Source organism: Agrobacterium genomosp. 2 str. CFBP 5494 (assembly GCF_900013495.1).
Classification (GTDB): domain Bacteria; phylum Pseudomonadota; class Alphaproteobacteria; order Rhizobiales; family Rhizobiaceae; genus Agrobacterium; species Agrobacterium pusense.
In genome coordinates this window covers 2014527-2038941 of the sequence record NZ_LT009719.1, presented here as the reverse complement: position 1 = coordinate 2038941, position 24415 = coordinate 2014527, and the positions used below count along the sequence as shown (strand labels likewise).

24 protein-coding genes and 4 pseudogenes are annotated in these 24415 nt (G+C 57.9%); 13 read left to right on the top strand and 15 right to left on the bottom strand.

The window, feature by feature from the left end; all coding sequences use genetic code 11:
- Nucleotides 1-112: 112 nt before the first annotated feature.
- Nucleotides 113-823 (bottom strand): annotated as a pseudogene (locus AGR2A_RS24310) (MFS transporter); the annotation flags it as partial.
- A gap of 92 nt (nt 824-915) precedes the next feature.
- The gene (locus AGR2A_RS24305) at nt 916-1719 is read right to left on the bottom strand and encodes an inositol monophosphatase family protein (protein WP_072492910.1); all 804 of its coding nucleotides are present in this window, start codon (nt 1717-1719) and stop codon (nt 916-918) included.
- 90 nt (nt 1720-1809) lie between these two features.
- Here AGR2A_RS24305 and AGR2A_RS24300 point away from each other — a divergent pair, with 90 nt between their 5' ends.
- Nucleotides 1810-2424, top strand: coding sequence for a TetR/AcrR family transcriptional regulator (locus tag AGR2A_RS24300; protein ID WP_072492911.1), 615 nt, complete (start codon nt 1810-1812; stop codon nt 2422-2424).
- Nucleotides 2425-2432: 8 nt separating this feature from the next.
- On the opposite strand, the gene AGR2A_RS24295 is transcribed toward AGR2A_RS24300, so the two are convergent.
- Genes AGR2A_RS24295 through AGR2A_RS24285 form a run of 3 tightly spaced genes read right to left on the bottom strand, consistent with a single transcriptional unit; the run spans nt 2433 to nt 4089 of the window.
- The gene (locus AGR2A_RS24295; protein WP_072492912.1) at nt 2433-2972 is read right to left on the bottom strand and encodes an ester cyclase; all 540 of its coding nucleotides are present in this window, start codon (nt 2970-2972) and stop codon (nt 2433-2435) included.
- Between the two features lie 24 nt (nt 2973-2996).
- Nucleotides 2997-3371, bottom strand: a complete 375-nt coding sequence (locus AGR2A_RS24290; protein WP_072492913.1) for a VOC family protein — start codon at nt 3369-3371, stop codon at nt 2997-2999.
- A gap of 4 nt (nt 3372-3375) precedes the next feature.
- Nucleotides 3376-4089, bottom strand: coding sequence for an SDR family oxidoreductase (locus AGR2A_RS24285; protein ID WP_072493406.1), 714 nt, complete (start codon nt 4087-4089; stop codon nt 3376-3378).
- Nucleotides 4090-4193: 104 nt separating this feature from the next.
- Here AGR2A_RS24285 and AGR2A_RS24280 point away from each other — a divergent pair, with 104 nt between their 5' ends.
- From AGR2A_RS24280 to AGR2A_RS24265, 4 genes and pseudogenes are all read left to right on the top strand, one after another.
- A complete protein-coding gene (locus AGR2A_RS24280; RefSeq protein ID WP_072492914.1) occupies nt 4194-5090 on the top strand; it encodes a LysR family transcriptional regulator in 897 nt (298 codons plus the stop codon).
- 110 nt (nt 5091-5200) lie between these two features.
- A pseudogene (locus AGR2A_RS24275) lies at nt 5201-5918 on the top strand (IS6 family transposase).
- A gap of 40 nt (nt 5919-5958) precedes the next feature.
- Nucleotides 5959-6600: an N-acetylglucosamine kinase gene (locus tag AGR2A_RS24270; RefSeq protein WP_080823396.1), complete on the top strand. Its 642-nt coding sequence runs from the start codon at nt 5959-5961 to the stop codon at nt 6598-6600.
- Between the two features lie 26 nt (nt 6601-6626).
- The gene (locus tag AGR2A_RS24265) at nt 6627-7619 is read left to right on the top strand and encodes an SIS domain-containing protein (protein WP_072492916.1); all 993 of its coding nucleotides are present in this window, start codon (nt 6627-6629) and stop codon (nt 7617-7619) included.
- A 111-nt stretch (nt 7620-7730) separates the two neighbouring features.
- Here AGR2A_RS24265 and AGR2A_RS24260 read toward each other — a convergent pair whose 3' ends face one another.
- The 6 genes from AGR2A_RS24260 to AGR2A_RS29265 form a co-directional block, all read right to left on the bottom strand.
- A complete protein-coding gene (locus AGR2A_RS24260; protein ID WP_072492917.1) occupies nt 7731-8024 on the bottom strand; it encodes a type II toxin-antitoxin system RelE/ParE family toxin in 294 nt (97 codons plus the stop codon).
- On the bottom strand, nt 8021-8329 hold the full coding sequence (locus AGR2A_RS24255; RefSeq protein WP_072493407.1) for a type II toxin-antitoxin system RelB/DinJ family antitoxin: 309 nt from the start codon (nt 8327-8329) through the stop codon (nt 8021-8023). Before AGR2A_RS24255 ends, AGR2A_RS24260 begins: the two co-directional genes overlap by 4 nt.
- Before the next feature lie 275 nt (nt 8330-8604).
- Nucleotides 8605-10002 (bottom strand): dihydropyrimidinase, encoded by a 1398-nt coding sequence (gene hydA / locus AGR2A_RS24250; RefSeq protein WP_072492918.1) that lies wholly within the window; start codon nt 10000-10002, stop codon nt 8605-8607.
- A 2-nt stretch (nt 10003-10004) separates the two neighbouring features.
- On the bottom strand, nt 10005-10796 hold the full coding sequence (locus AGR2A_RS24245) for a GntR family transcriptional regulator (protein WP_080823395.1): 792 nt from the start codon (nt 10794-10796) through the stop codon (nt 10005-10007).
- Between the two features lie 47 nt (nt 10797-10843).
- Nucleotides 10844-11545, bottom strand: coding sequence for a maleate cis-trans isomerase family protein (locus tag AGR2A_RS24240; protein WP_234797321.1), 702 nt, complete (start codon nt 11543-11545; stop codon nt 10844-10846).
- Nucleotides 11546-11576: 31 nt separating this feature from the next.
- Nucleotides 11577-11855: a hypothetical protein gene (locus AGR2A_RS29265; protein WP_139786400.1), complete on the bottom strand. Its 279-nt coding sequence runs from the start codon at nt 11853-11855 to the stop codon at nt 11577-11579.
- A 51-nt stretch (nt 11856-11906) separates the two neighbouring features.
- Between AGR2A_RS29265 and AGR2A_RS24235 the strand changes: the two genes are divergently transcribed.
- The 7 genes and pseudogenes from AGR2A_RS24235 to AGR2A_RS24205 all read left to right on the top strand — a co-directional run bounded on the left by AGR2A_RS24235 (nt 11907) and on the right by AGR2A_RS24205 (nt 19219).
- Nucleotides 11907-12950 (top strand): TRAP transporter substrate-binding protein, encoded by a 1044-nt coding sequence (locus AGR2A_RS24235; protein WP_072492920.1) that lies wholly within the window; start codon nt 11907-11909, stop codon nt 12948-12950.
- Nucleotides 12951-12954: 4 nt separating this feature from the next.
- Entirely contained in the window at nt 12955-13623 is a 669-nt protein-coding gene (locus AGR2A_RS24230; RefSeq protein ID WP_234797322.1) for a TRAP transporter small permease subunit, read from the top strand.
- Nucleotides 13623-14924 (top strand): TRAP transporter large permease, encoded by a 1302-nt coding sequence (locus AGR2A_RS24225; protein ID WP_072492921.1) that lies wholly within the window; start codon nt 13623-13625, stop codon nt 14922-14924. Before AGR2A_RS24230 ends, AGR2A_RS24225 begins: the two co-directional genes overlap by 1 nt.
- An 8-nt stretch (nt 14925-14932) precedes the next feature.
- Nucleotides 14933-16408, top strand: coding sequence for an amidohydrolase family protein (locus AGR2A_RS24220; RefSeq protein WP_201736446.1), 1476 nt, complete (start codon nt 14933-14935; stop codon nt 16406-16408).
- Nucleotides 16405-17412, top strand: coding sequence for an NAD-dependent epimerase/dehydratase family protein (locus AGR2A_RS24215; protein ID WP_072492923.1), 1008 nt, complete (start codon nt 16405-16407; stop codon nt 17410-17412). Before AGR2A_RS24220 ends, AGR2A_RS24215 begins: the two co-directional genes overlap by 4 nt.
- Nucleotides 17409-18185 carry an SDR family NAD(P)-dependent oxidoreductase gene (locus AGR2A_RS24210; protein ID WP_072492924.1) on the top strand — a complete coding sequence of 259 codons (777 nt, stop codon included), beginning with the start codon at nt 17409-17411 and terminating at the stop codon, nt 18183-18185. The genes AGR2A_RS24215 and AGR2A_RS24210 overlap by 4 nt, the downstream gene beginning before the upstream one ends.
- 315 nt (nt 18186-18500) lie before the next feature.
- Nucleotides 18501-19219: pseudogene (locus tag AGR2A_RS24205) on the top strand (IS6 family transposase).
- Nucleotides 19220-19531: 312 nt separating this feature from the next.
- Here the strand turns inward: AGR2A_RS24205 and AGR2A_RS24200 are convergent.
- Complete coding sequence (locus AGR2A_RS24200) at nt 19532-20056, bottom strand: hypothetical protein (protein ID WP_201736447.1); 525 nt, start codon at nt 20054-20056, stop codon at nt 19532-19534.
- A 189-nt stretch (nt 20057-20245) separates the two neighbouring features.
- Nucleotides 20246-21517 (bottom strand): PAN domain-containing protein, encoded by a 1272-nt coding sequence (locus tag AGR2A_RS24195; RefSeq protein ID WP_234797323.1) that lies wholly within the window; start codon nt 21515-21517, stop codon nt 20246-20248.
- Nucleotides 21518-21699: 182 nt separating this feature from the next.
- Here AGR2A_RS24195 and AGR2A_RS24190 point away from each other — a divergent pair.
- Nucleotides 21700-22684 (top strand): annotated as a pseudogene (locus AGR2A_RS24190) (tyrosine-type recombinase/integrase); the annotation flags it as partial.
- A 358-nt stretch (nt 22685-23042) separates the two neighbouring features.
- Here AGR2A_RS24190 and AGR2A_RS24185 read toward each other — a convergent pair.
- Together AGR2A_RS24185 and AGR2A_RS24180 are read right to left on the bottom strand one after the other, a co-directional pair.
- On the bottom strand, nt 23043-23981 hold the full coding sequence (locus tag AGR2A_RS24185) for an SRPBCC family protein (protein WP_072492925.1): 939 nt from the start codon (nt 23979-23981) through the stop codon (nt 23043-23045).
- On the bottom strand, nt 23978-24319 hold the full coding sequence (locus tag AGR2A_RS24180; RefSeq protein WP_006700642.1) for an ArsR/SmtB family transcription factor: 342 nt from the start codon (nt 24317-24319) through the stop codon (nt 23978-23980). Before AGR2A_RS24180 ends, AGR2A_RS24185 begins: the two co-directional genes overlap by 4 nt.
- Nucleotides 24320-24415: the final 96 nt, after the last annotated feature.

Below are 24415 nucleotides of genomic sequence, written 5' to 3'. Positions count from 1 at the left end.
AAAATCTGCGCCACGCCGGGGTATGACTACGATCGGGCTACGCCCTCACTTCGTCACACCCCGGCGCAAGTCTCATCCTGATTGACGCTGAATCTCACCTTGATTGCCGCTATGCAGCCTCGCTAAATCCCGTGACCTCCGTCAGCAGCGGGGCAATGTAGGTAAAGACTGTGAACAGCCCGGCGAACCCGAGCGCCGTGACCGACAGGCTAATGATGACAGAAGGATTCATCATCGCCCGGAGATCGGCGCGCCAGTCACTGGCAGCGGTCGCACCGTGATCAGAAGGAACGTAACGGGCGATCACCGCCAGAGCGACGATGCCGATCGTGGTGACGGCCCAAAAGGTCGCCCGCCAGCCGAGTTCGAGGCCGAGCCAGGTGCCGAACGGCACGCCGAGGATGTTCGCCGCGGTCAGTCCCGTAAACATGACGGCGATGGCGGATGCCTTGCGGTCCGGCTTGACCAGCGAGGTCGCAACGACCGAGCCGACGCCGAAGAAGGTGCCGTGGGCCAGCGCCGTCACAACACGCGCGGCGAGCAGGAACGAATAGCTCGGCGCCAGCGCACAGGCGAGATTGCCAATGGTGAAGATGACCATCAGCGCCAGGAGAACCTTCTTGCGGGACCAGCCTGATAGAAGAACGGTCAGGACCGGCGCGCCGACAGCAACGCCGATCGCATATCCTGATATCAGCAGTCCGGCCGTTGGGATTGATACGTTGAGGGCCGTCCCGACCTGGGTCAAAAGGCCCATGAGAACGAATTCGGTGACACCGATCCCGAAGGCTGCGATCGTGAGCGCGTAGATCGCAATAGGCATTTTATTCTCCTTGTCGTTTGTCAGCCGACAAAAGGCGCTGCTTTCCGAGTGCGATCGCGTTGCCGATGAGGACCGGACCTGGTTGATCGCGCCTAAGCACGTACGATGGGCGCAGCGGATGCCGCGACTTTCAAAAGCTGTGCATGGATGTTGGGCGAAGCGGCAAGCAGGCCGTTGGACGACCAGCCGAAGCCGTTGCCCGATAGATCGGTAACGACGCCGGCGGCCTCCTTGACCAGCAATGCACCGGCAAGCCAGTCGGGAATGTCATGACCGACCTCGAAGTAGCCATCGAGCCGACCAGCGGCGACGTAGGCAAGCTGCAGGGATGCCGAGGCCATCTGGCGGACGACGAAGACTTGTCCGGTCACGCGTTCCAGCAGTCGGAGTGCCTCGGCGTGCTCTTCCGGTCCGACCTGGGCGATCGGCGGGACGGCCGATCCGAGAACAGCGCCTTTGAGGTCTGTCTTGTTCCGGGTCGTCACGCGCTCTCCGTTCAGCGTCACACCCTGACCTTCGCGGGCGATGAACAGCTCGTTCGAGGTCGGATCATAGACGATCCCGAAGACGCAGCGCCCACCGACGACTAATGCTAGCGAACTCGACCACAGCGGCAGGCCCTGCAGGAAATGGTAGGCTCCGTCGATCGGGTCGTAGACCCAGTAGGCGGCATTCGGATCATCCGGCATGTCCTCCTCGCCCGTCCAGCCGATGTCAGGGTAGCGCGTGGCGAGCTGACCGCGCAGATCGGCGGCTGCCCGCGCACTCCTGGAGCGCACCCACCGGATGACGGATGCGATATCGTCCGCCTGCGAAGGACGATCAAGCGAGGCCGCGATCTGGTCGGTGGCGGCGCGAAGCAGGAATGCGCAGGTGTCGGTATCTACGGTGATCATGGCTGTTCTTTCTTCGAAACTCGATTGACGATGGAAGAAGGATATGGCCCTCTGCCTGCCTCACAAACTCGCTTTGACCGGGCGCGGAACATGGTGCGAAAACCCAAACTAAGTCCCAGAAAACAAACGGTTCAGGCGCGTTCCGCGGTCACTGTCGAAATCATAGTCGAAGCGGCAGCTCGCATTCTGGAAGAACGCGGGCTGGAGGGGTACACGACCAATGCGGTGGCCGATCGCGCCGGTGTCAGCATCGGATCGCTTTACCAGTATTTTCCGAACAAGGACGCCATCACGATCGCCCTGATCCAGCGCGAGACCGCTGACCTGTTTGCCGACGTCGAGAGGGCGAGTTACGAAGACGACTGGCGAACCGCGCTTGCCATGATGACCGATGCGGGAGTCGCCCATCAACTGCGGCGGCCGGCGCTCGCCCGCCTTCTCGATATCGAGGAGGACCGTCTGCCGAACCACGCCCGTGAGAAGAGCGTCGTCGACGTGATCCACCCGGCGCTCACCTCCGTCTTGAGCAAGGCCGACCTCAAGATCGACACCGATCTCGAAACCCTGGCCTTCGACGTGATGGCGATTACGCGCGGGATGACGGACATGGCAGGCATCAGGCAGGAGCTGGATGGGATCGCTCTGCGCAGCCGGACCCGGCAGGCCGTGTTTGGCTATCTGGGGCTGACGCCGCCGAAGGCGTGAGCCCACCGTCACTTCATCGATACGACGCCCATCTGTTTGAGCAGCGTCAGATTGTCCTCGATGTGCCAATTGTCCGTTACCTTGCCATTGGCCACTTTCAAAAGATCAGTCGCGATGAACTCGATTGTTTGACCCACCCCCTTGGCAGAGGCGAACGTCCCGGTGAAATGACCACGGAACACCATGTGGACGGTGACGTAGTTGCCGGAGAACACCATTTTGCGAACCTCGACGGAAAGGTCCGGAACGGCGGCGCGGAACGTCTTTGACGCGAAAGCCGGGCCATCAGGTCCCTGCGGACGGCCATCGGGCAGCGTGTGGTCGGTGAAGGACGGCGAGATCGCAGTCTTGAGATCAGCCTCGTCTCCGGTGTTCCAAAAGCTGTAGAAATGCCGGGCTGCCGTCTCCGCAGACGCCTCGGCATGTGATTGCTTCGCGGAATGGACGATGTCGTCGATCTTCAGCGGTGCCGCGGCGAAGGCCGGAGCTGACAGCGACATTGCAATAGCGGCAGCCGCAAGGCCGCCTGTCACAGCGTTCTTGATCATTGTCTTCAATCCTGTTTCGGTTGATCAGTTGGTTTTGACGTCGTCCCGGAAGACGAGTTCGAGAAGGATGTCGCCCGGGGTGCGGACAAACAGCCGTTGTTCCCCGAGCTCGGGAAGATCCATGGTGGAATATCGGATTCCTGTCTCATCCAGCCTCCGACGGAAAGCGCCGTATCCTTCGAGCCGGAAGCCGACATGGTCGATCACTTCAGCATCCCGGCTGACGGCCGCACCGCCGCCGGGAATAAGATGGACGATCGGCTCGTCGCCGCGATAAAGCCAGTACCCAGGAAAGCTGAAGTCCGGTCGGAAGCCGACGGTCAGGCCAAGCAGGTCCTGCAGGAAATGCCGGGTTTCTTCGAGGTCCGCCGTTCGCAGTGTGACATGATCGAGTTGCATGGCGTCACGCGATCACGCCGCCGCCATCGACACGCACGGTGGAGCCGGTGGCAAAGGGTGTCGTCATCAGGAAGAGGACGGCGTTGGCGATATCGGATGGCTTGCCCACTGTCTTGGCAGGTAGACTGCCGGCGACGCGCTCGAACATCGCGGTGCGGTTCGCTTCCTCCATCTTCGACCACAGCGGCGTGTCGATCAGGCCTGGCGAAACGGCATTGACCCGAGCGGGAGACAGTTCTAGCGCCAGACCGCGGGCGAGCGATTCCAGTGCTGCGTTGATCGCGCCTTGCAGGACCGACGAAGCCGATGGGCGCTCGCTCAGGAACCCGGAAATAAAGGTGAGCGTGCCGCGTTCCGTTATCCCTGCGGCCTTTGCGACCCTGTAGGCACCCCAGAATTTGCTTTCCATCGCCTTCTTGGCATCGTCGAGCGAAAGCTTGCGAACCGGGCCGCTGGGCGTCTGAGCGGCGGATATGACGATGTGATCCCATGCCTCATGGGATCCAAAGAAGGCCTCGATCCCGGCGGCGTCGCCGGTGTCGAGCACAGCGGTGGCCATCGGAGGATTGACCGAGGCCGCTGCCTCGCCGAGCTTGTCAGCCGACCTCGATGCGATCGTCACTGTGGCTCCTGCGGCATGCGCCTGCTGTGCGACCGCAAGTCCGATGCCGGAGCTGCCGCCGACAATGAGGACGCGCTTCTGGTTCAACGATGTCATGTCCATCTCTCCGCGTTTGGTTTCGATAGCCGTAAATTAGCGTTCCACCTCTCTTGCGATAACAGAGATTGTTGTCGACGGTCTCTTGCGATATCAGCAAGAATATGAGCGACAACTTTCTCGACATGCTGGTGTTCGTGCGGGTGGTTCAGGCGGGCAGTCTGTCCGGTGCTGCGCGCGAGCTGAACTTCTCGCTGGCGGTGGTCAGCCGCAAGCTGTCGAGGCTGGAAGAGCGGCTGGGGGTCCGGCTCATCAATCGGACGACGCGGTCTCTGGCGCTGACCGATGAAGGCGCGCGGTTTTATGACCGCTGTGTCCAGATCCTGGCGGAGATCGACGATGCCGAAACGGAAGCATCGAGCGGAAGGGATACCGCGACCGGTGTACTGAAGGTCACATCGACCTTCGCCTTCGGCATCCGATGGATCGCGCCGTTGCTCAGCGAATTCCAAGACATGCATCCCGGCCTGCTCGTGCATCTCGACACAGACGACAGCCTCACAAATATCGTTGAAGGCGGATACGATCTCGCGATCCGCTTCGGCGCGCTTGCCGACTCCAGTCTTGTCGCCAGGCAGATTGCACCGAACAGGCGCGTCATCTGCGGCGCGCCCGCCTATCTCGATCGCCGCGGAAGGCCCGAAACAATAGAAGACCTGATCCGTCATGAGGTCATTGCCTTTGGCGAGCCGCCGAATACCCATTGGACCTTCGCCGACGGCCGCAGCGTCAATGTCATGGGCAGGCTTACGACCAACAACGGCGAGCTTGCTCACCGCTGGGCGCTTTCGGGAGCTGGCCTTGTCCTGAAGTCGATCTGGGACGTTTATGACGACATCGAAAGCGGCAAGCTAGAGATTATCCTCCCCGACGTTCATCTTGCTGCAGCGCCGATCCACGTCGTTTTCCCGCACACCCGGCTTGCAGCCGCCAAAGTGCGGCTATGCATCGAGTTCCTCGCAAACAGACTGAAGTCTTCGAAGGCGGCGCTTCGATTCTAAAATCGAGGCGGCTATGTCACTTCGAACATGAGGGAGGAGGCGACGCTACCTGAGATATTTCAGTGGCTTAAGGGACGTTGTCACGTTGTTCGTGGCTTAACGGTTGACGGATAACCGGACGTGATGAGCACGCCGACTATCAGCTACAAGAACCACCGTTTCCCACCGCAGATCATCGCCCATGCGGTCTGGCTGTATTTCCGGTTCCCGTTAAGCCTGCGGCTGGTGGAAGAAATGCTGCTGGAGCGCGGCATTGTCGTGTCCTACGAAACGATCCGGCGCTGGGGCCGGAAATTCGGTGCGGCCTACGCAAAGCGACTGCGCAGAAAGGCGCCGTCGCGAGAGGATATCTGGCATCTGGACGAAGTGGTCGTAACGATCGGCGGGCGAAAGCATTGGCTTTGGCGAGCCGTCGACCAGGACGGATATGTTCTCGACGAGATCGTGCAGACCCGTCGAGACACCAAGGCTGCCAAGCGATTGCTGATCAGGCTGCTGAAGAAGCAAGGCCTCGCGCCAAAGAGGATTGTCACTGATAAACTGCGTTCATACGGGGCGGCAAAGCGAGATGTGATGCCGACCGTAGAACATAGATCTCACAAGGGCCTTAACAACCGTGCGGAAAATTCCCATCTGCCGCTGCGAAAACGAGAACGAGTGATGCAGGGCTTCCGATCCGTCGGCAGTCTGCAACAATTTGTCCCCGTGTTTTCAGCGGTTAGAAATCATTTCGTCCCGTCGCATCAAAAACACTCCGCCCTCGCCACCCACATTCATCGGATCCGCGCCATGGCGCACTGGAAGGCCGTGACCGGCGCAACTGCCTGAGTTTAACTGAAAGCGCTTCGTCCGGCATCAGTCGAACAACGTGACAACGCCGCCGGCGGCCTTCGATATCGTTGACGGGATGGGGGTGGTGGCCGGCACAGGATCGATCGCGGTCTGCCGCAATCTCGACGGCCGCATGCTGGTCGCGGGCGGTTGGGGATGGGTGATCGGCGACGAGGGCAGCGCCTCCGGCCTGATGCGCGAGGCGGCAAGAGCTGTGGCTCTGCATCTTGATTACGGTGGCGTCAAGGAAGAACCCCTGGTTAGGCTGCTGTTCGAGGCGCTCGAGATCAAATCAGCGGCGCGCATCGGCAGCACAATTGGGCGAAGCGGCAGCGCCGCCCAACTCGGCCGGCATGCTCACGTCATTTTCGAGGCTGCGGAAGCGGGATCGGTGCTTGCCCGCCAGGTGGTGCGTGACGGCGCCAAAGAGCTCGCCGATCTGGTGGCGCGCCTCAAGCACAACGGAGCCACGGCGACATCGGTTGTTGCCGGCGGCAGCGTCATCGCCTCCCAGCCGATGCTGTGGAACGCCTTTTCCGAACAAATCACCAATCGTTTTGACGGCGGGATGACCGCTCGGCTGTTTACCGGCCCGCCTGTCGAGGGCGCCTGCCGCCTTGCAGCCCGCCTCAATTCCGCAGCGACCATCGCACCCCGCCCCGTTTCCTCTTCTTCCTGAACGCAGACTTCTTGAAAGGACCATCCATGAGCTATCGATCCACCATCGCGCGGCAGCCGGAATCGCTTGCCGACAGTTTTTCTGCAGCCAGCGCCGAGGTCCAGGGCCTCGACCTCTCGGCATTCGGCTCTGGCCTCATTGGCATTACCGGCATCGGCGCCAGCTATGCCGCGGCAACTGTGGTTGCCGGTGAATTGACGCGTCGCGGCCGCCGGGCGTTTCCGCTCCGCCAGGTTGATATGATGGGTGGCGATGCTGCCGACGCGATCATCGCGCTCTCTCACCGGGGCCGCAGCGTCGAGACCGTGGATGCGCTCAATGCTAATTCGAAGGCAGCAAAACTCGCCATCACCAAGGATCCGGAGAGCCCGCTGGCAAAGGCTGCCGGCCTGCATGCCATGATCAACAACGGCTCCGACGCCACCCCGTCGAGCACGGGTTACACCGGCACGCTCGCCGTTGCCGGTCTCGTCGTCGACAAGATCTGCGGAGGTAGCAGCGCAGATTGGAATACGATCCCAAAGCTTGCAGCACAGGTGCTTGCAGATGCGGGAAGCAAGCTGGAAAGGCTCGGCGAGCTCTTCCGCGATCGCCGCGCTATAGATTGCGTCGGTGTAGGCGCCTCGCTCGGAACCGCCGACGGCGCCTCGCTCCTCATCCGAGAAGCATCCCGGATTCCCGCCGGCCCGTCGGAAACCCGCCACTATCTCCATGGGCCGATGGAATCCATGGACAGCAAGACGGGCGTCGTCGTGTTCGGCGATGGACGGGAGCTGCAGATGGCGCGCCAGCTCGAGGAGCTCGGTTGCCCGGTACTTCTGGTCACCGCGAACCCGGAGATCCGGGATGGCTCCCTGCTCACCGTCATGCGCGTGCCGGCACAAGAAAACCTGATCGCGCGGGCGATCCTCGATATCCTGACTGCGCAGCTTCTCGCGGCGCAGTTGTCGGATGCTGCAGGGCTAACCGATACCAAGTTCCGCTATCCGCAGACGGATACCAAGATCAAGGCTGCCTGATCACTCAACGCTCGCCTTCAGGTGAAGGCGAGCGCTTCCCGGGAGCGACAAATTGCATCAGTATTGGCTGTAGAGTGGAATTGAACCATTGGCCCACTTGATTGTAGTCGCTCAGCTCCGCGGCAGATATTCTGGCCACTCCTGCGCGCCATGGAGTACGCGAAGAATTCGAACTGTCGTTTCGGTAATGGCGTAGGCGGCGATATAAGGCGTACCGTTGATGACGAGTTCGCGCGTCCCGGCAATCCTACCCATTCGCCCGCTGGCAGGGAAGTCGAGCAAGCGACGGACGGCGGCGACTATCCGTTCGTCGACCAGAGCGGCGGCTGCAGGGTTATCTGCCTCGATATATGTGAAGATGGCGTCGCGATCCGACAACGCGTACGCAGACCAAGTAAGCTTCACGATTCTGCCGCACCAGCTTTAAGGCGGGCCGCTATTCGGCGTTTGGCAAAATGCGCCTCGGCCTCGTCGTCCGATAAATCCGGCCGAGTATCGGTCAACGCTTCGAGCACCTTGGTCCGAAACCAAGCGTCATGCGCTTCGCTCCCAGAAAGAAGTTCAAGAGGCAGCGCCCCCTCGTTCGCGGTTCGGGTGAGCATGATACGAACCGCATCAGATACTGTGAGGCCCATGCTTTCAAGCACGGCAGAAGCACGATCCCGAACTTCGGCATCAATACGTGTTTGGACGAGTGCGTTGGCTGCCATGACTATCTCCATACCAAGACGATATGGTAATGCAATTGAATGACAATTTCCAGGATAATTTACGCCGCCAGTGTCTATTCGCGGCCCTCAAGCTCTTGATGTAATTTTCCCCCTCGACCTTTGATGAAACATCATGGTGGAAGGTTGAAACCTCCGGCCAATGCCGGCTAGCTTTCGCCCGGCCGGTCTATATTAGCATGATAGGCGATTGCCTGAACCATCGTCTCAGCAAATGAAAACGAGTGGCCTGTCATGAACGGGCACTCCATCTTGCGTCAGGCGTAGCTGCTGATCTCGCGAGGCAGATAGGTGCCGACACCCTTATCGGCCGAGAGTTTTCCTTCGCAGACGACGACTTTGCCGCGCACCATAGTCAAGATTGGCCAGCCGGTTAGCTCAAGCCCTTCATAGGGGGTGTAATCAGAACCGTCGTCCAGCATCGAATGAGTGAGCACCTGTCTGATCTCCGGATCCCAGATCGCGATATCGGCGTCGGCTCCAATAGCTATCGTGCCCTTACGCGGATAGAGGCCATAGGCCTTGGCATGGTTGGTTGAGGTAACAGCCACGAATCTGTTTATATCGATACGCCCCTTCATGACACCTTCCGAAAACAGGATCGGCAGACGCGCACCGACGCCCGGAATGCCGTTCGGGACCCAGCGGAAGCTGGTTCGCCCCTTTGGCGTGAGTTTGCCCTGCGAGTCATCGTAACGAAAAGGGCAATGGTCGGATGAAAATACCGAAAACACATCCTGCTGCAGCCCTTCCCAACACGCCTCCTGACTGTCGACATCGCGCGGCGGTGGCGAGCAGACATATTTCGCGCCCTCCATGTTAAGGCCGTCGAGATCGTTTTCGGTCAGTACCAGATATTGCGGGCAGGTCTCACCGTAGATTCGCAGTCCGCGCTGTCGAGCACGCCGGATTTCCTCCATCGTCTCGCGGTTGGAAACATGCACGACCATAAGAGGGACGTCCGACAGTTCAGCCAGCGAGATGGCACGGTAAGTTGCCTCACGCTCGGCGATCTTCGGCCGAGAAGAAGCGTGATATTTCGGCGCCGTCTTGCCTTCGGTCTCGAATTGTTCGGTCAGATAGCGGATGATGTCGTAATTTTCTGCGTGGATCATCACCAAGGCACGGGTATCTTTGGCAACCGCCATGACCCGCAGGATATCGAGGTCGCCGAGCGCAAGACCGTCATAGGTCATGAAGATTTTGAAGGATGTATAGCCGTCGCGTACCAGCGCCGGTAGTTCCTGACCGAGAACCTGAGGGCTCGGATCTGAAATGATCATATGAAAGGATACGTCGGTATAGCACTGTCCTTCAGCCTTGGCATGGTAGTTCTCGATCGCCGTGCGTAGAGACTGTCCGCTCTCCTGCAGGCAAAACGGCAGGATTGTGGTGTTGCCGCCCATTGCGGCGGAACGCGTCGCACTTTCGAAATCATCGGCCATGACGATGCCTTCGCCCGAAGGCTGGGAGATATGGACGTGGCTGTCTATGCCGCCGGGAAGGACCCAGCGACCGCCGGCATCAATCACATCTCGGGCCTCTCCAAGATCCGTGCCAAGGGCGACGATCTTCCCATCGCGGATAGCAATGTCACAGGTAAAGACATCGGATGCCGTAGCGACACGGCCTCCCTTGATGATGGTGTCATACATGATCAGGCTTGCTCCGTTTCGATGGGATTGGGGGATAGCCTTGCGCCAGTGCGGCGCTTTTTCGCGGTCGCTGATGCCGTTTCGAGTTTCCTGCTTGCAACGACGGCAAGCATTGCCTCGCCGGTCAGGCGGCTGTGCGATTCCAGCCGCTCGGCAAGATCTAGGGGTGTGCGCGCCTTAAGTGCAGTCAAAATGCGCTCATGTTCGGCGAAGGATTGCTGCAGTCTTCTGTCGTGCTCGTTGACCAGAAAGCGGTAGCGCCAAATCTTCTGCTGGACTGTTTCATAATTCTGGATCAGCAAAAGATTGCGAGTGGCCTGGGCAAGGCCGCGGTGGAATTTGTAGTTGAGATGCGTGTACTCGTCGTGCCTACCGGCACTGAGTGCTTCATTGAGCTGAAGATGAATCGCTTCCAGCGCTACGATCTCCTCGTCTGTCGCACGCTCGGCCGCCGTCAGCCCGATCAGCCGCTCCAATGCCCCCTTGAACTCAAAGAGCGGCCCGACCTCTTCCGGGTCGATCGGCGCTACAATCGCACCTCGATTGGGTCGCAGTATGACAAATCCCTCTGCAGCCATCACCTTCAGCGCTTCGCGGAGAGGTGTGCGTGAGACGCCGAAACGCTGGCATAATTCTGCCTCTGATATACGAGATCCATCCGGCAACTCACTCGCCATGAACATGGCCCGCAGCCCCGTCAGCAAATTGTCGTGCAACGTTGATGGGCTGCCAGACGTGGCATCATCCAGCGTCTCGTCGCGTTGGAGCGGAGCGGTTTGTTTGTCTGCATTCATTGATGGTTTCCGGTATTTCGCAAATTATTGCGGCGCATGAAGCCGCATCAGACCGTAAACATCCTGCCGAATTTGGAAAGCGCCGTCATCGGCACGCCTGTCTCTTCAAGGCACCCCCAAAGGGTGAAGGCCACCGAATCGAGTACCGGAATACCGAGTTCCTGCTCAAGTTCTGCCGCGATCATCGGGCCGCGCATATTGGTGCAAAGGATCACGATTGCATCTGGTTTTGACTTTGCGACATCCCGGCACATTTCGGCGATTTGCTCCTCGGTGACCTGTGCGAAGGCGAAGTTTTCCGAAAGGCCCGAATGGCTTTCGGCCACGGTTTCGACGCCGATATCGCGATAATTGTCTATGATCCTCTGCTGCACGTCATCAGTATAGGGACTTACAAGTCCAAGCCGCTTCACGCCCAGCTTATCGATCAGCCGATTGAGGCTGAGAATCGCACTCGTAGCCTTGACGTTGAAACGCTCGCGAAAGGTGGCGCAGAGTTTCGCGTCCGTATCAAAGCCGAGCCAACTTGCAGACGTACCGTTCCAGGCAATCACATCCGGATTGGCGTCCATTAAAAGCTCGGCTGCCTGATAGATGGGATCGAGCTTGAATTGCTGGTTGGAATCGCTGTCCAGCGCAATGCGTACAACGCGGAAACGGCCGAAATGCACACTTACTTGCGGAAATAGCGGCTGCGCCAGCGCACATGTGAAGGGTTCGACGACCGTATTCGATGAGGGAGTCAGCATCGCGATAATCGTTCGCTGGATATCAATACCACTATTTTGCATTCAAAATCTCACTATTCCAACATTCATTGTGTGCGCCCGAATTTCGCACCCTCATCGAACCAAGTACAGGTCGAGCGCCAAATCTCTTTCTTTTATCGCCGAATTCCATCATGAAACGCAAGTGAAAACCATACGCATCAATGCCCATAAAACCCGCAATTCCTGGGCTTTTTGCATAAAATTCCAACTTTAATGCCGAATATTTAGCCACATCACTTATTGGTCTATTTTTTCTGCATTCAAATCCGATTTGCAGTTGGCTACACATTTTTTATCTGCAACACTCGCGTCATAAATGAATTCAAAAAAGGGGTTCTCGATGCGCAATATTCTTCTCGCTTCATCGCTGGCGGCCAGCCTGATTGCTTCTGTCACGACTGCGACAGCTCAGACGCCGATGCGAGTGGCCGGCAATTTCTCCCAAAACAACAAACAGGTTGATATCGAGCGCTCCTTCTTCGAGGGCTTGCCCGCGGCCTCCGGTGTCGATCTTACGGTCAATTACAATCCGATGGATGTCGTCGGAGTGAAGGCGCCTGATGCTCTGCGCATGCTGCGAGGCGGCTCCTTCGACGTGATGTCGGTACAAATCGGTATGGCTTCCCGCGACGATCCGTTCTTCGAGGGTGTCGACCTTATCGGCGTTGCCACCGACATGCCGGCTCTCCGTAAGGTCGTCGATGCCTATCGCGACGCCTTTGACCAGCGCTTGCAACAGAAGTTCAATGCCAAGGTTCTGACCCTGTGGCCCTTCGGGCCTCAGGTTTTCTACTGCAACCAGGAGATCAAGGAACTTGCTGACCTGAAGGGCCTGAAGGTCCGATCCTTCACGCCATCGATGTCTGCCATGCTCGAAAGCTTTGGTGCGACACCGGTTACGCTGCAGTTCTCGGAAGTTTATCCAGCCCTCCAGCGCGGCGTCGCCTCCTGCGGTGTCACCTCGCCAACTTCAGGCAATACAGGCAATTGGCCGGAAGTAACGTCCTATCTGCTACCCCTTTCCGTTTCGGGTTCGGTACAGGGCCACTTCATGAATCTCGACACATGGAAAAAGCTGTCAGCAGAGCAACAGACCGCCCTCATGACTCAGTTCAAGGCGCTGGAAGACAAGCTGTGGGACCTCGCAACCACCGCCAACGATGATGCCGTCGCATGCAATACAGGCGAAGCAAGCTGCGCCAACCATAAAAAATTCAGCATGAAGCTGGTTTCAATCAGCGACAGCGATCGTCAGAAAATCAAGGACGTGGCGGAAAAGACCGTACTGCCGATCTGGAAGGAAACCTGCAACAAGATCGATGCGGCTTGCTCGGAAACCTGGAACAAGACGGCTGGCGCAGCCGCCGGCCTGACGATCAAGTAACCCGATGCGCGAAGGGCTGTTCACCTGGACAGCCCTTCTCCTCATTCCGGCCATTCACCACGGATCGCTTGACATGATCACCAACGACAACCCAATGACGCGGTCGCTTCTGCCTATCGCACGTCTGATGGCACTGATCGCCGGCTACATGCTGCTTGGCCTGACACTTCTGATTACAGCCGAGGTGGTGATGCGCTCCGCCTTCAATTTTTCGCTGCAAGGTTCGGACGAATATGGCGGCTATGTGCTGGCGATACTTGCGGCCTTCGGCTTTTCCTATGCGCTTATGGAACGGGCCCACACCCGTGTTGAGATCATTGTGGAGCGCGTCGGCACCGGCCCCCAAGTTATCCTGAACCTGATATCGTGCTGGTGTGTCGCACTGATGGCTGCATTCATCGCCTGGCGCAGTTGGGCTGCACTGTCGGAAAGCCTCGAATTCGGTTCGCTCTCGGGCACGCCGCTGATGACACCGCTCTGGATGCCGCAACTGGCCTGGGTCGCTGGTCTCGTGGTCTTCGGTATTACCGCGACGCTGATTGCCCTGCATGCCACGCTGCTGGCGGTGAAGAACCGCCGCCAGCTCAACCGTTTCTACGGCATCAAGACGCTTGATGAGATTATCGAAGAGGAACGCGTTGAGATTGGCAATAATTCGGAGGCTTTCCGCTGATGATCGGTATTTTTGGAGCCTCGATAGGCTTTCTCGTCATGCTCGGGCTGATGCTGATCGGCTTGCCGGTGGCAGTCGCGCTTTTCCTCACCGCCTTTGTCGGCGCTTGGGCCTTTCTCGGCTGGCCGACCCTGCTCGGGTTCGGTAATCAGATGTGGAGCGGCCAGAACGATTTCATTCTGACCGCCATCCCTCTCTTCGTCTTCCTTGGCGAAATTCTCGTGCGATCGGGTGTCGCGGACGGCCTCTATCGCTGCCTGTCTGACTGGATGCGCAAGCTGCCAGGCGGACTTCTGCATTCGAATATTGGCGCAAGCGCCGTATTCGCAGCAGTTTCAGGTTCTTCGGTCGCGACCGCCGCCACCATCGGTACGGTTGCGCTCCCGATCCTAAAGAAACGGAAGTATGACGACCGTCTGACGACCGGCTCGATCGCGGCCGGCGCCACACTCGGCATCCTCATACCGCCATCGATCAACATGATCATCTATGGATCGATGACGAACACTTCGATCGGCCAACTGTTTGCCGCAGGCATTGTACCAGGCCTGCTTCTCACAGCCTGCTTCATGATGCTGATCGCGATAATCTGCGTGTTGAAGCCTGACCTTGCAGGTCCGACTCTTCCGGATCGACCTTTCGCGGACAAGATGGCGAGCCTTCTGGATATGTTCCCACCTTTCGTCATCTTCGTCGTGGTTATGGGCTCGATCTACGCAGGGTGGGCGACGCCGACAGAATCGGCGGCAATCGGCGTCGTTTGCTCAATCCTGGTGGCGATCGCCAAGCGCCGTTTCACAATATCATTGATGCACGAATCGATGGTCGCAACGGTGCGTATTTCAGCGATGATCCTTCTGATCATGGTCGGCGCACAGTTCCTCAACTTCGTCATCGGAGTTCTCGGTATCCCACAGGCACTGACTGCATTTGTCTCACAGTTCGGCGCGGGCCCGATCGAAATCATACTGTTGCTGATCATTTTCTATCTCATCCTCGGTTGTTTCATGGAAACGCTATCGATGATGATTGCCACGTTGCCAGTCGTCTTTCCGCTCATCGTGCATCTCGGCATCGATCCGGTGTGGTTCGGCATATTCCTGGTGCTAATGATGGAGATCGGCCTGATTACTCCACCGATCGGCATGAACCTTTACGTGGTGCAAGGCGTGCGCGGCCAAGGCTCGATCGTTGACGTCATCCGAGGCGCAACGCCTTTCGTGCTTCTCATGCTTGCTTTTACCGGTGTTCTTATCGCGTGGCCCGATATGGCGCTTTGGCTGCCGCGCCAGTTGTTTTGAACATGCGCTTGCTTGAGGCAGATTTCGTTGCTGCCGGAGCAGACCCTCCGGTTGGCATCACCATCATAAAAAAGGGTGCGGTCGCCATCGAGGGCGACCAGATCGTGGATATCGGATTGGCCACGGATCTTGCCGCCCGCCACACTTCGGCAGAGCGAGAGCAATTTCCCGATGCGATCCTCATGCCGGGTTTCGTCAACGCCCACCAGCATGGTCGAGGTCTCAGCCAGATCCAGCTTGGCTATCCCGACGATCAACTTGAGCCATGGATCGCACGCAGGCGTGGTCGCGGGGCGCCGGATGCATACGCCGTAACCCGGCTCGCCGCCGAGGAGATGCTGGCAAACGGCGTTACCGCGACATTGCACGCCAATTACAGTTATGCCTCCGGTGATTACGAAGCCGAACTACGCGCATCGATCCGCGCCTATGTCGAAACCGGCCTGCGCGCGACCGTTTGCGTCGGTTATGCCGATCGCGGTGGCCTCGTCTATCCGCCTGCTGACGAGAACGTCTTCAGCGCTGGTCTTTCGGCAGACGCGCAGGCTCTGCTGCAGTCGGCACGCCCGGCCTGGCTGTCGCTGGAGGGAACCCTCGGCCTGATGGCGCGGCTTTGCGAAGAGTTTGCCGGTCATCCGACAATCACTCTGGCCTATGGCCCTGCCGGTCCTCAATGGGTCAGCGATGCGGCATGGCGGGCAATGGCAGAGGATGCGACACGTCGCTGCCTCGGATTGCACTTTCACCTGCTGGAATCGCCGGCCCAGGCGGCGTGCGTGAAAACCCTCTATCCGGAAGGTGTTCTCAACCGGCTGCAATCACTTGGCGTATTCGCAACACGCGCAAGCGCTGCCCATTTCGCTCAGGCGGCTGAAAGCGACATTGCCGACGCGGCCCGGATGGGTCTTGTCATCGTCAGCAATCCCGGCTCCAATATGCGGCTTGGCAACGGCCCTCCCGACATCGCCCGCTGGAAGGCCGCAGGACTTGACGTCGAGCTTGGCACCGACAATTGCGCACTTCAGGACAGCGAAGACTATCTTTCAGAATTACGGCTTGGCGGCCTACTGGCGCGTAGCAACCCGATGGCAGACAAATTCGATGCGGCCTCAACACTTTTGATGGGAGCCGAGGCGGGTGCCCGCGCCATGTTCGTCACGGATACCGGCCGACTTGCTCCCGGTATGAAGGCGGATCTCACGGCCTTGGACCTCTCCCGACTGCGGAGCGTCTATCTGGATGACGACACCGAGCTCCTGGACGCGCTAATTGCGCGAGGACTTGGCTCGGACGTGCTGATGACTATGGTGGATGGAGCCGAGCGCTATCGGCGTGGCAGACTGGCGGATCTACGCCGCAGTCATGCGGCAGAACTTGCCGCTAAAACCGCAGCAGCATCGCGAAGCGCAGGCAAAGATGCATCCTCGGCGGCCGCAGAGATCACCGAGGCGCTTCGCAGCCACTATGCGGGGCTCGCACAATGACGGATCGATTGCCGAGCCCTGTCGTTCTCGTCACCGGTGCCTGCGGCTTCGTCGGCTCCGCTATCTGCGAGGAACTGGTGTCGCGCGATATCACCGTCATCGGTGGCGATCGTGCATCTCCGCCTTTTCCCGACGCCGATTGGGCCGGGCGGGTGACTTTCACTTATCTCGACATCCGCGACAGCCAAAACATCGCCCAAGTCGTCCATGAAAACACCATCACCCATATCGTTCATGCGGCGGCGATAACGCCCGACGTGGAGCGGGAGCGCGGGGACGCGGATACGGTCATCGACGTGAATATCGCCGGGTCTTGCCGGCTGATGAGCGCGGCAGGCAAGATCGGAGCGGAGCGGATCGTCTATCTCTCTTCGATTTCCGCTTATGGTTCTGCTGCGCCGACTGTCGATGGCCGGTTCTGCGAAGCCAGAAGCGTACCGCAACCGGAAACCCTTTATGGCATCTCCAAACATGCCGCCGAAAGCGCCATGCACAGGCTTGCTTATCTGAATAGGCTTGATCTGCGCATCATCCGGCTAGGCCCGCTTTTCGGCCCCTGGGAGCACGCAACGGATGCGAGAGGCCTGCTAAGCCCACATCACCAGATAGCCATGCAGGCGCGTGCAGGAGAACCTTGCTTGCTGCCACGCGCTGTCCCCGCCGATTGGCTTTACTCACGCGATGCTGCAAAGCGGATCGCCGATGTGCTTCTTGCTGAAACGATAGCACCCCAACTCTTCAATCTTGGCGGTGGCGATATAACGACGTTGATCGACTGGTGTGAGGTGCTCGGGCAGCAGATCGATGGTTTCCGCTTCGGCATTGATGCTGAGCGCCCCTCAGTTCGCTACGGTTACCCCAAGGACCGGCCTGCCCTCGATAACCGACAGATCGATCAGGTTTCGGCTCACCGCCGAACCCCTCTCGAGCAGGCAGCGAATGAATTGCTGCATTGGCTCGACCGTTTCAGCCCCACCTTCAACGCTTCGGAGATAATTCCATGACACAACGCCTTGCCGGCCGGGTGGCCATTGTCACTGGCGGCTCTTCAGGCATCGGCCGCGCCATCACCCGCAAGTTTGCAAACCACGGTGCCGCTGTCATCGTTGCGGACATAACGACGGATGCCATTGAAGGCGGACGGCCTGTCTGCGACATAGTCGCGGAAGAGGGTGGAAAAGCTGCCTTCGTCCAGACGGACGTTTCCAGTGCAGGTGACGTGGACGCCATGGTGGCGGAGACCGTATCTCGCTTCGGCCGACTGGACATCCTCGTCAACAATGCCGTGCTGCGCGCCGGCAAGCCACTTGTCGAAACAGCGGAAGCCGATTGGGATCGGGTGATGGATGTCAGCTTGAAGGGCGCCTATCTCTGCGCTCGCGCCGCTGTCCGGCAGATGCTGAAACAGGAAGTCGTCGGCGAGGTTCGCGGGCGTCTGGTTCACATCTCTTCCCAGCATGGCCACATCAGCGCACCGGAAGACTTCGCCTATGGCGTCAGCAAGGCTGGCGTCGCTTATATGACAAGGCAGATAGCTGCCGACTATGCGAAAGACCTCATCGTCTCGAATGCCGTCGCCCCCGGCAAGATATTGACGGGTAAGGGCGGCCGGGCGGTCGAGCCGAAATGGATGGATTATTCCAATGCCCGGACGCCTTGGCCACGCTTGGGTACTCCGGACGACGTAGCCAATGCTGCCCTTTTCCTAGCGAGTGACGAGGCGACCTATATCACCGGCCACAATCTATTCGTCGACGGCGGGTGGATGGCATCCTGAGTTCCCAGATTGAAAAGGAAATGCTCATGGTCTTGATGGGGATCGAACCGTAGCCCCTCCCCCGCGCAAACGCAGTCATCAGCTTAGCGGCAAAAGGTTTGGCCACCCCTGCGCGTCATGGAGTACGCGAAGAATTCGATCGTCGTCTCGGTAGTGGCGTAGATGGCGAAATAACACGTCGAGAATGTCACTCGTCCATTTTAGCTCGATCTTTGGTTGGGAGAACCCGCTATGCATATCCTGCGATACGCAGACAGCATTAAGTAAGCTTGTCCAACGGCGTTGTCACGTTGTTCGTGGCTTAACGGTTGACGGATAACCGGACGTGATGAGCACGCCGACCATCAGCTACAAGAACCACCGTTTCCCACCGCAGATCATCGCCCATGCGGTCTGGCTGTATTTCCGGTTCCCGTTAAGCCTGCGGCTGGTGGAAGAAATGCTGCTGGAGCGCGGCATCGTCGTGTCCTACGAAACGATCCGGCGCTGGGGCCGGAAATTCGGTGCGGCCTACGCAAAGCGACTGCGCAGAAAGACGCCGTCGTGAGAGGATATCTGGCATCTGGACGAAGTGGTCGTGAACGATCGGCGGGCGAAAGCATTGGCTTTGGCGAGCCGTCGACCAGGACGGATATGTTCTCGACGAGATCGTGCAGACCCGTCGAGACACCAAGGCTGCCAAGCGATTGCTGATCAGGCTGCTGAAGAAGCAAGGCCTCGCGCCAAAGAGGATTGTCACCGATAAACTGCGTTCATACGGGGCGGCAAAGCGAGATGTGATGCCGGCCATTGAACATAGATCACACAAGGGCCTTAACAACCGTGCGGAAAATTCCCATCTGCCGCTGCGAAAACGAGAACGAGTGATGCAGGGCTTCCGATCCGTCGGCAGTCTGCAACAATTTGTCCCCGTGTTTTCAGCGGTTAGAAATCATTTCGTCCCGTCGCATCAAAAACACTCCGCCCTCGCAACCCACATTCATCGGATCCGCGCCATGGCGCACTGGAAGGCCGTGACCTGCGCAACTGCCTGAGTTTAACTGAAAGCGCTTCGTCCGGCCTCAGTCGAACAACGTGACAACGCCATATGTTGGTATCCAAAAAAAGATTCAAAGGCATTTTTCACATTCTTTCATCGGAAGCGCTACAACCCTAGGATAGATTCGACACTGGCATCTATCTTTTAAAAAATTCTCACCGCGCCACATCGTCAGAAAACTTGGAATGTTCAATATGGACGTCACCCTTCTCATTTCGTCCTGCACGGGCAACAAATATCTAAAGAAATCACGACTGCGATCATAACGCTCTCGGGATTGTCGCTGGTTGCAGTCAGCGCATGCTTTCTACAGATCACCTATAGCGTTCAATGCACGAATGACATCAGCACCGAGTTGCTGTGTATTTTTCAATCCGCCTTTCGAGTTGAATAAATCGATACCGATTTCCGCCGCGACCGAACGTAGCGTTTCTTTGACGACGACTTGTTGCGGTTCTCCGTGTCGAAAAATACGAATTGCACCGTTTTCATATTTTACAATCTCGAAGTCGGAGTAAGAGGCTTTTCCGGCTATTTCGAGCGACTCAACGGGATGTTCTTCGCTGATTCCGCGTTTGATTGGATAAACGAGCTTACCGCCCTGTCCCCGCATAAGTAGACGAGCGGCGTCTACCGGTGCGTCCAAAAGCTCTTCCACGGATACCCCTTTGTCGTCATCGATGTTGACCCGGAGGACCATCACGCGATCCACATGATGAAACGTGTTCAGATTGAAATCGACGTGAGTGGAGCTGGTGATAGTTTTGACCGATATTCGTTCATTCGAAGCTGACACAACGTCATAACCGCGCTGATTAGTATCGAGGGCCATTTGGCCGCGAGTTATCATCGCCGCATACAGTTCCCCAATGCGCCCCGTCAGGTGATTAAGCTCGCCGGGGCTAACGCCTCAACTGATCTCTTTCTCGAACCAAGAGAGCGCTTCGGCGAGCGACTGGATTATCTGGACTTGCGTGAGTGTTGGCCGGTCGGCTCCAGCATGCATGCTCTTGTTTCCGCTTCAGTCCAAGCTGATGATCTTGGCGGGTGCAAACCGTTCCAGCTTTTTCAATCCGGATACCATTCCTTTGCCCGGCATGGGCGTTCCAACCGCGCCTTTCAGCCAACATTCCTTCTTCGGCTTAATATACGTGAAGGCCACGCACTGCTTCTCGTCGATGCAAGCCAGACGACATTCCAGAGGAGTCTTCGCCGAACGTTCTGGACGCCGGGATAAATCACCACCGGGTAGATCTACCTCGTCAAACAGCGCTGATTGCGGATCAATCGTTCCAAGCGTGATGGCAGATGGATCTGCTTCGGCTCCACTTAGAAAGCGACCTGAGAAAGCAACGCTATTTCCATCGGCTCGTCCCGCGTTCGATTTCAGGAAGCAGTTCGGGCCTCTCTTGATTTTCGGGTTGGCATTGTATGTAAAAGCTTTGCACTGGCCGTTCATAATCAGGCAACGTTGAGCACATTCGCTGGCGTCGGCGACACGCTGCGATGAGATGTCATCTCCGAAGAGGTCCAGCCCGGTGTAGATGGCAATGCGATTGGGTCGCTTGGTAAATTCGTCGAGGGTCGACAGTTTCGCCTGCTGTTTTGAGTCTGGCGCAGGCGGCGATGTGCCACCATCTCCCAGAAGATCAGCATCACTTGGTTTCTGGTCACTATCTTGGCCAGCGACTGCAACGGGAACGTCGACAATCGTCGGCGTCGTTGATTGCTCCTGCGCCGTTCGATTGAGCTTGTATTTATCCACCTCGTCTTGGCTGAATATATGCATATCATCAGGCGGCGTCTTAAACATGACATGCATGACGTCCACGGGCGTCCCAAAGCGATTGAGGACTTCGATAATGTCCGAGATCGCGAGTTGTGCGCCTACGAGGTCCGGCGAGTCGGACGAAATCTGATGAACACCCAAGGCTCCATCGACCTTCCGTTCATTACCGGCGAGAAAGACGAACGCACAGGCGGATAAGCACTTGCTTTCTTTTGGAATGTAGGTCGCCAGCTTGCGTTGATGGATATCGTCCGCAATGAGCAAGCCCATCTGGACATTACCACCGGGGCTATTGAGGGTGACAAGCTTCGCATTTGGTGCTGCTTGAATCGCGCGACGAAAATTTAGACCTGAATTGACGTCGATATCGCCATTCAAAGCAATTACGTTCGGATTTGCGTCACTTACAGCGAAAGGGCCGAATGTTCTCTCTCCGGCAAATGCTCCGGAAAGAGTTACCACCAAAATGACGCTGGCGCTAACAAAGCGAAGTAATCCACGCATACGCAATACCCTTTACCCATGCATATCAAACTATACTGACGCCGCGCGTGCAAGGCGCTCAATCATAAATCGCCTATGATTTTTGATTGCAGTTAATGCGTGTGATTGCTGCGCCGGGATAATCCTTGGCCCCTTCGTCGGGGTATCCTACGCATCACCAACAATTCATGTTGGAGATCACCATGGCGACAATCAGAAAACTCAGAGGGCGCTGGCAAGCACAGGTGCGTCGGCGCGGTATGAAGCCGCGTTGCAAGAGCTTCGACACGAAGCTCGAAGCGGAAAAGTGGGCACGCGACCTCGAAGCACAGGTCGATAGGTTCGGCGCTGCCCCTGACACGAAAATCCTTGAAAGCACAACGCTCGGGCAGCTTCTCGAACGTTACCAGCGCGAAGTGTCGCCTCTGAAGCGCGGTTCCGTCTAAGACATACAGCGGATCGACGTGCTCCGTCGCCACGAACTCGCATACAGGACAATGATCGGACTGAGCCAGCAGGACATTGCGTCGTTCCGGGATAAGCGGCTTCAGAGTGTAGCTCCATCTACCACCGTCCGCGAGCTCGCTAGCTTAAGCCACGTCGTTGAAGTCGCAATTCGGGATTGGGGTCTACCGCTCGCAAAGAACGTGGCAAAGATGGTGCGTCGTCCGGTGATACGAGAGGAGCCATCGTCTTGCACCCGGTGAGGAGCAACGACTACTTGATGCTTGCGACATCGGAAAAATACCTTTCTTGTGCACGTTGTTGATCGTCGCAATCGAGACCGGGATGCGCCGTGGCGAACTTCTTGGATTAATGTGGACACATTTTTCGCACAATCGCCGGGTGCTCTCGCTCGCTCTTACCAAAAAAGGTTCCGGTCGTGATGTTCCCTTGTCACAGCGCGCATTTGATACATTGATAGCATGGAAGGAACATCCGGGCGTAGATCGATCTCCTATATTTCCAATGCGAGCCGGGACGCTTGAACAGGCATGGCGAAGGTTGTTGGCGCTTGCTGGCATAAAGGAGTTGCGCTTCCATGATCTACGCCATGAAGGTGTCAGCCGCTTGTTCGAACGGCGGTTGAACGTGATAGAGGTCAGCAGCGTAAGCGGGCACAAAGAGCTGCGGATGCTAAGGAGATGCACGCACCTCGCCGCTGACGATCTCCGTGCTCGGCTTGGAAGTGACGACATACATCGAACCGGACGCTTACGCTGTGGAAACGTAAAAACAATGTTCGGCCTCCATAGGTGAACCTCAGGCCTTTATGCCACAGACCTAGCTTTTCAGTTTAAACGAGGCCGCTCCTTCTCATGCCCGATGAAAAATGCGTCAGAGCCATGCCTCGCCCGGGCGTAGCAAACTTGCTCACCTGTAGACAGTTGCCCATACCTCGCTGATCGGATGGACTATAACCGTCGCCTTATCACGGCGCGGCCTGCCAACGATCTCCGTCACCCCTTGTTCTGGTGATTTCTATCGCGCCTCCCTGCGCGGCTCAAGCGGGTCCAGTTGCTGCGTACAACGCGGAACAACATTCTCAGAGCGAAAGGACGGCTTCTGAGGAGGCGAAGCGCTCCAGTTTGCCCAGCGTTTGCTGACCCAGCTCCACGGCGCCGAAACCCTTCGCTTGCTGGAACTCGGCTTCCGTGCTGAACACCATGCCCAGCACAACTTTCGTCGCGCCATCCTGATCCTCGAAGGAGGCCCAGGCGTCGGCATGTTTCGGCCCGTTTTCGCCCCACAGCAGCGTATAGGCGATCCTCTCTTCGGGCCGGACCTCGACATAACGATGATGGTTTGGGAAGACTGTGCCGTCAGGGCCGATCATGTCAAAGACCCATTCACCGCCGGTCTGCAGGTCAATCCTCTTCGTGCGGCAGGAAAATCCTTCCGGGCCCCACCATTGCGGCAGCGTCTTTTCATTCATCCAGGCTTTCCAGACAATGTTTCGCGGCACTTTTATCGTTCGCTCCAGCACCATGGTTCGCCCGGCCACGCTGGCCAGATTGTTGAGACCGGCGCTGAAACCTTGTTGATAGCCATCGCGCATATCCTCGGCCAATGAGGAAAGCTGCACCGTTACGGTCAAGCGGCTACGCTCTTCCGCCGCCTGAAAATCGGCAGTCACCAGCGCTGCCGACTGGGTTACGCCGTCGGATGAGACCACCTCGTAATTCACGCTGCGGCGGGTTGGCTGAAGCTCCAGCCAGCCGCATTCACAGCGAATATCCGGTTGGCCGGCGACCTTGCAGAGCGACACTTCGCGACCGCCCAGCCTGCTGTCCGCCTCCAGGAATTCCACTGTCACCGAGGGTGAGGGAGAGGCCCACACCGCCCGGGCGGCGGGTGAGAGCCAGACCTGCCAGAGAGCCGATAGCGGAACGGCAATTTCCCGTTCGAAGCTGAGCGCTGCAAAACGGTCTTGTGGCAGATGCGGTTCAGCGTGTGGGCTTTGTTGACCGGGTTTCGTTGTCATTGTTCCTCCTCCTTCATGGCGTGAACTGCAAATGCCTCCAGCCGGTCAAGCCGGCTCTCCCACACGGCCCGTTGCTCATCGAGCCAAGTTCTCACCGGCTCCAGCGCTTCAGGTACTATTGCGCAGGTGCGCACGCGCCCATCCTTGGATGTGGCGATGAGCCCCGCCTCCTCAAGCACGGCGAGGTGGCGCATGACCGTGGGCAAGCGCAGACCCGTGGGAGCGGACAATGCGGTAACCTGCGCCGGCCCGCTGCCGAGGCGAGCGAGAATTGCCCGCCGTGTGGGATCGGCAAGAGCCTGGAAGATGAGTGAAAGCTCTGGATGATGCTTAGCCATATCGCTAACTATCATGTTCCATCTTTGCGGCACAAGCAAAAACTTAGTCTATCAGCTAAGTTTATCATCCGGCAAATCCGGGTCGGGAAGTGAAAC

What these genes read in the sequence shown, in the direction of transcription:
- AGR2A_RS24210 (WP_072492924.1), top strand. Translation starts at nt 17,409, where the DNA reads ATGACACAACGCCTTGCCGGCCGGGTGGCCATTGTCACTGGCGGCTCT.
- AGR2A_RS24200 (WP_201736447.1), bottom strand. Translation starts at nt 20,056, where the DNA reads ATGGCCCTCGATACTAATCAGCGCGGTTATGACGTTGTGTCAGCTTCG.
- AGR2A_RS24215 (WP_072492923.1), top strand. Translation starts at nt 16,405, where the DNA reads ATGACGGATCGATTGCCGAGCCCTGTCGTTCTCGTCACCGGTGCCTGC.
- AGR2A_RS24290 (WP_072492913.1), bottom strand. Translation starts at nt 3,371, where the DNA reads ATGCAACTCGATCATGTCACACTGCGAACGGCGGACCTCGAAGAAACC.
- AGR2A_RS24265 (WP_072492916.1), top strand. Translation starts at nt 6,627, where the DNA reads ATGAGCTATCGATCCACCATCGCGCGGCAGCCGGAATCGCTTGCCGAC.
- AGR2A_RS24225 (WP_072492921.1), top strand. Translation starts at nt 13,623, where the DNA reads ATGATCGGTATTTTTGGAGCCTCGATAGGCTTTCTCGTCATGCTCGGG.
- AGR2A_RS24245 (WP_080823395.1), bottom strand. Translation starts at nt 10,796, where the DNA reads ATGAATGCAGACAAACAAACCGCTCCGCTCCAACGCGACGAGACGCTG.
- AGR2A_RS29265 (WP_139786400.1), bottom strand. Translation starts at nt 11,855, where the DNA reads ATGTGTAGCCAACTGCAAATCGGATTTGAATGCAGAAAAAATAGACCA.
- AGR2A_RS24230 (WP_234797322.1), top strand. Translation starts at nt 12,955, where the DNA reads ATGCGCGAAGGGCTGTTCACCTGGACAGCCCTTCTCCTCATTCCGGCC.
- AGR2A_RS24295 (WP_072492912.1), bottom strand. Translation starts at nt 2,972, where the DNA reads ATGATCAAGAACGCTGTGACAGGCGGCCTTGCGGCTGCCGCTATTGCA.
- AGR2A_RS24285 (WP_072493406.1), bottom strand. Translation starts at nt 4,089, where the DNA reads ATGACATCGTTGAACCAGAAGCGCGTCCTCATTGTCGGCGGCAGCTCC.
- AGR2A_RS24305 (WP_072492910.1), bottom strand. Translation starts at nt 1,719, where the DNA reads ATGATCACCGTAGATACCGACACCTGCGCATTCCTGCTTCGCGCCGCC.
- hydA (WP_072492918.1), bottom strand. Translation starts at nt 10,002, where the DNA reads ATGTATGACACCATCATCAAGGGAGGCCGTGTCGCTACGGCATCCGAT.
- AGR2A_RS24255 (WP_072493407.1), bottom strand. Translation starts at nt 8,329, where the DNA reads ATGGCAGCCAACGCACTCGTCCAAACACGTATTGATGCCGAAGTTCGG.
- AGR2A_RS24240 (WP_234797321.1), bottom strand. Translation starts at nt 11,545, where the DNA reads ATGCTGACTCCCTCATCGAATACGGTCGTCGAACCCTTCACATGTGCG.
- AGR2A_RS24235 (WP_072492920.1), top strand. Translation starts at nt 11,907, where the DNA reads ATGCGCAATATTCTTCTCGCTTCATCGCTGGCGGCCAGCCTGATTGCT.
- AGR2A_RS24280 (WP_072492914.1), top strand. Translation starts at nt 4,194, where the DNA reads ATGAGCGACAACTTTCTCGACATGCTGGTGTTCGTGCGGGTGGTTCAG.
- AGR2A_RS24185 (WP_072492925.1), bottom strand. Translation starts at nt 23,981, where the DNA reads ATGACAACGAAACCCGGTCAACAAAGCCCACACGCTGAACCGCATCTG.
- AGR2A_RS24300 (WP_072492911.1), top strand. Translation starts at nt 1,810, where the DNA reads ATGGTGCGAAAACCCAAACTAAGTCCCAGAAAACAAACGGTTCAGGCG.
- AGR2A_RS24180 (WP_006700642.1), bottom strand. Translation starts at nt 24,319, where the DNA reads ATGGCTAAGCATCATCCAGAGCTTTCACTCATCTTCCAGGCTCTTGCC.
- AGR2A_RS24195 (WP_234797323.1), bottom strand. Translation starts at nt 21,517, where the DNA reads ATGCGTGGATTACTTCGCTTTGTTAGCGCCAGCGTCATTTTGGTGGTA.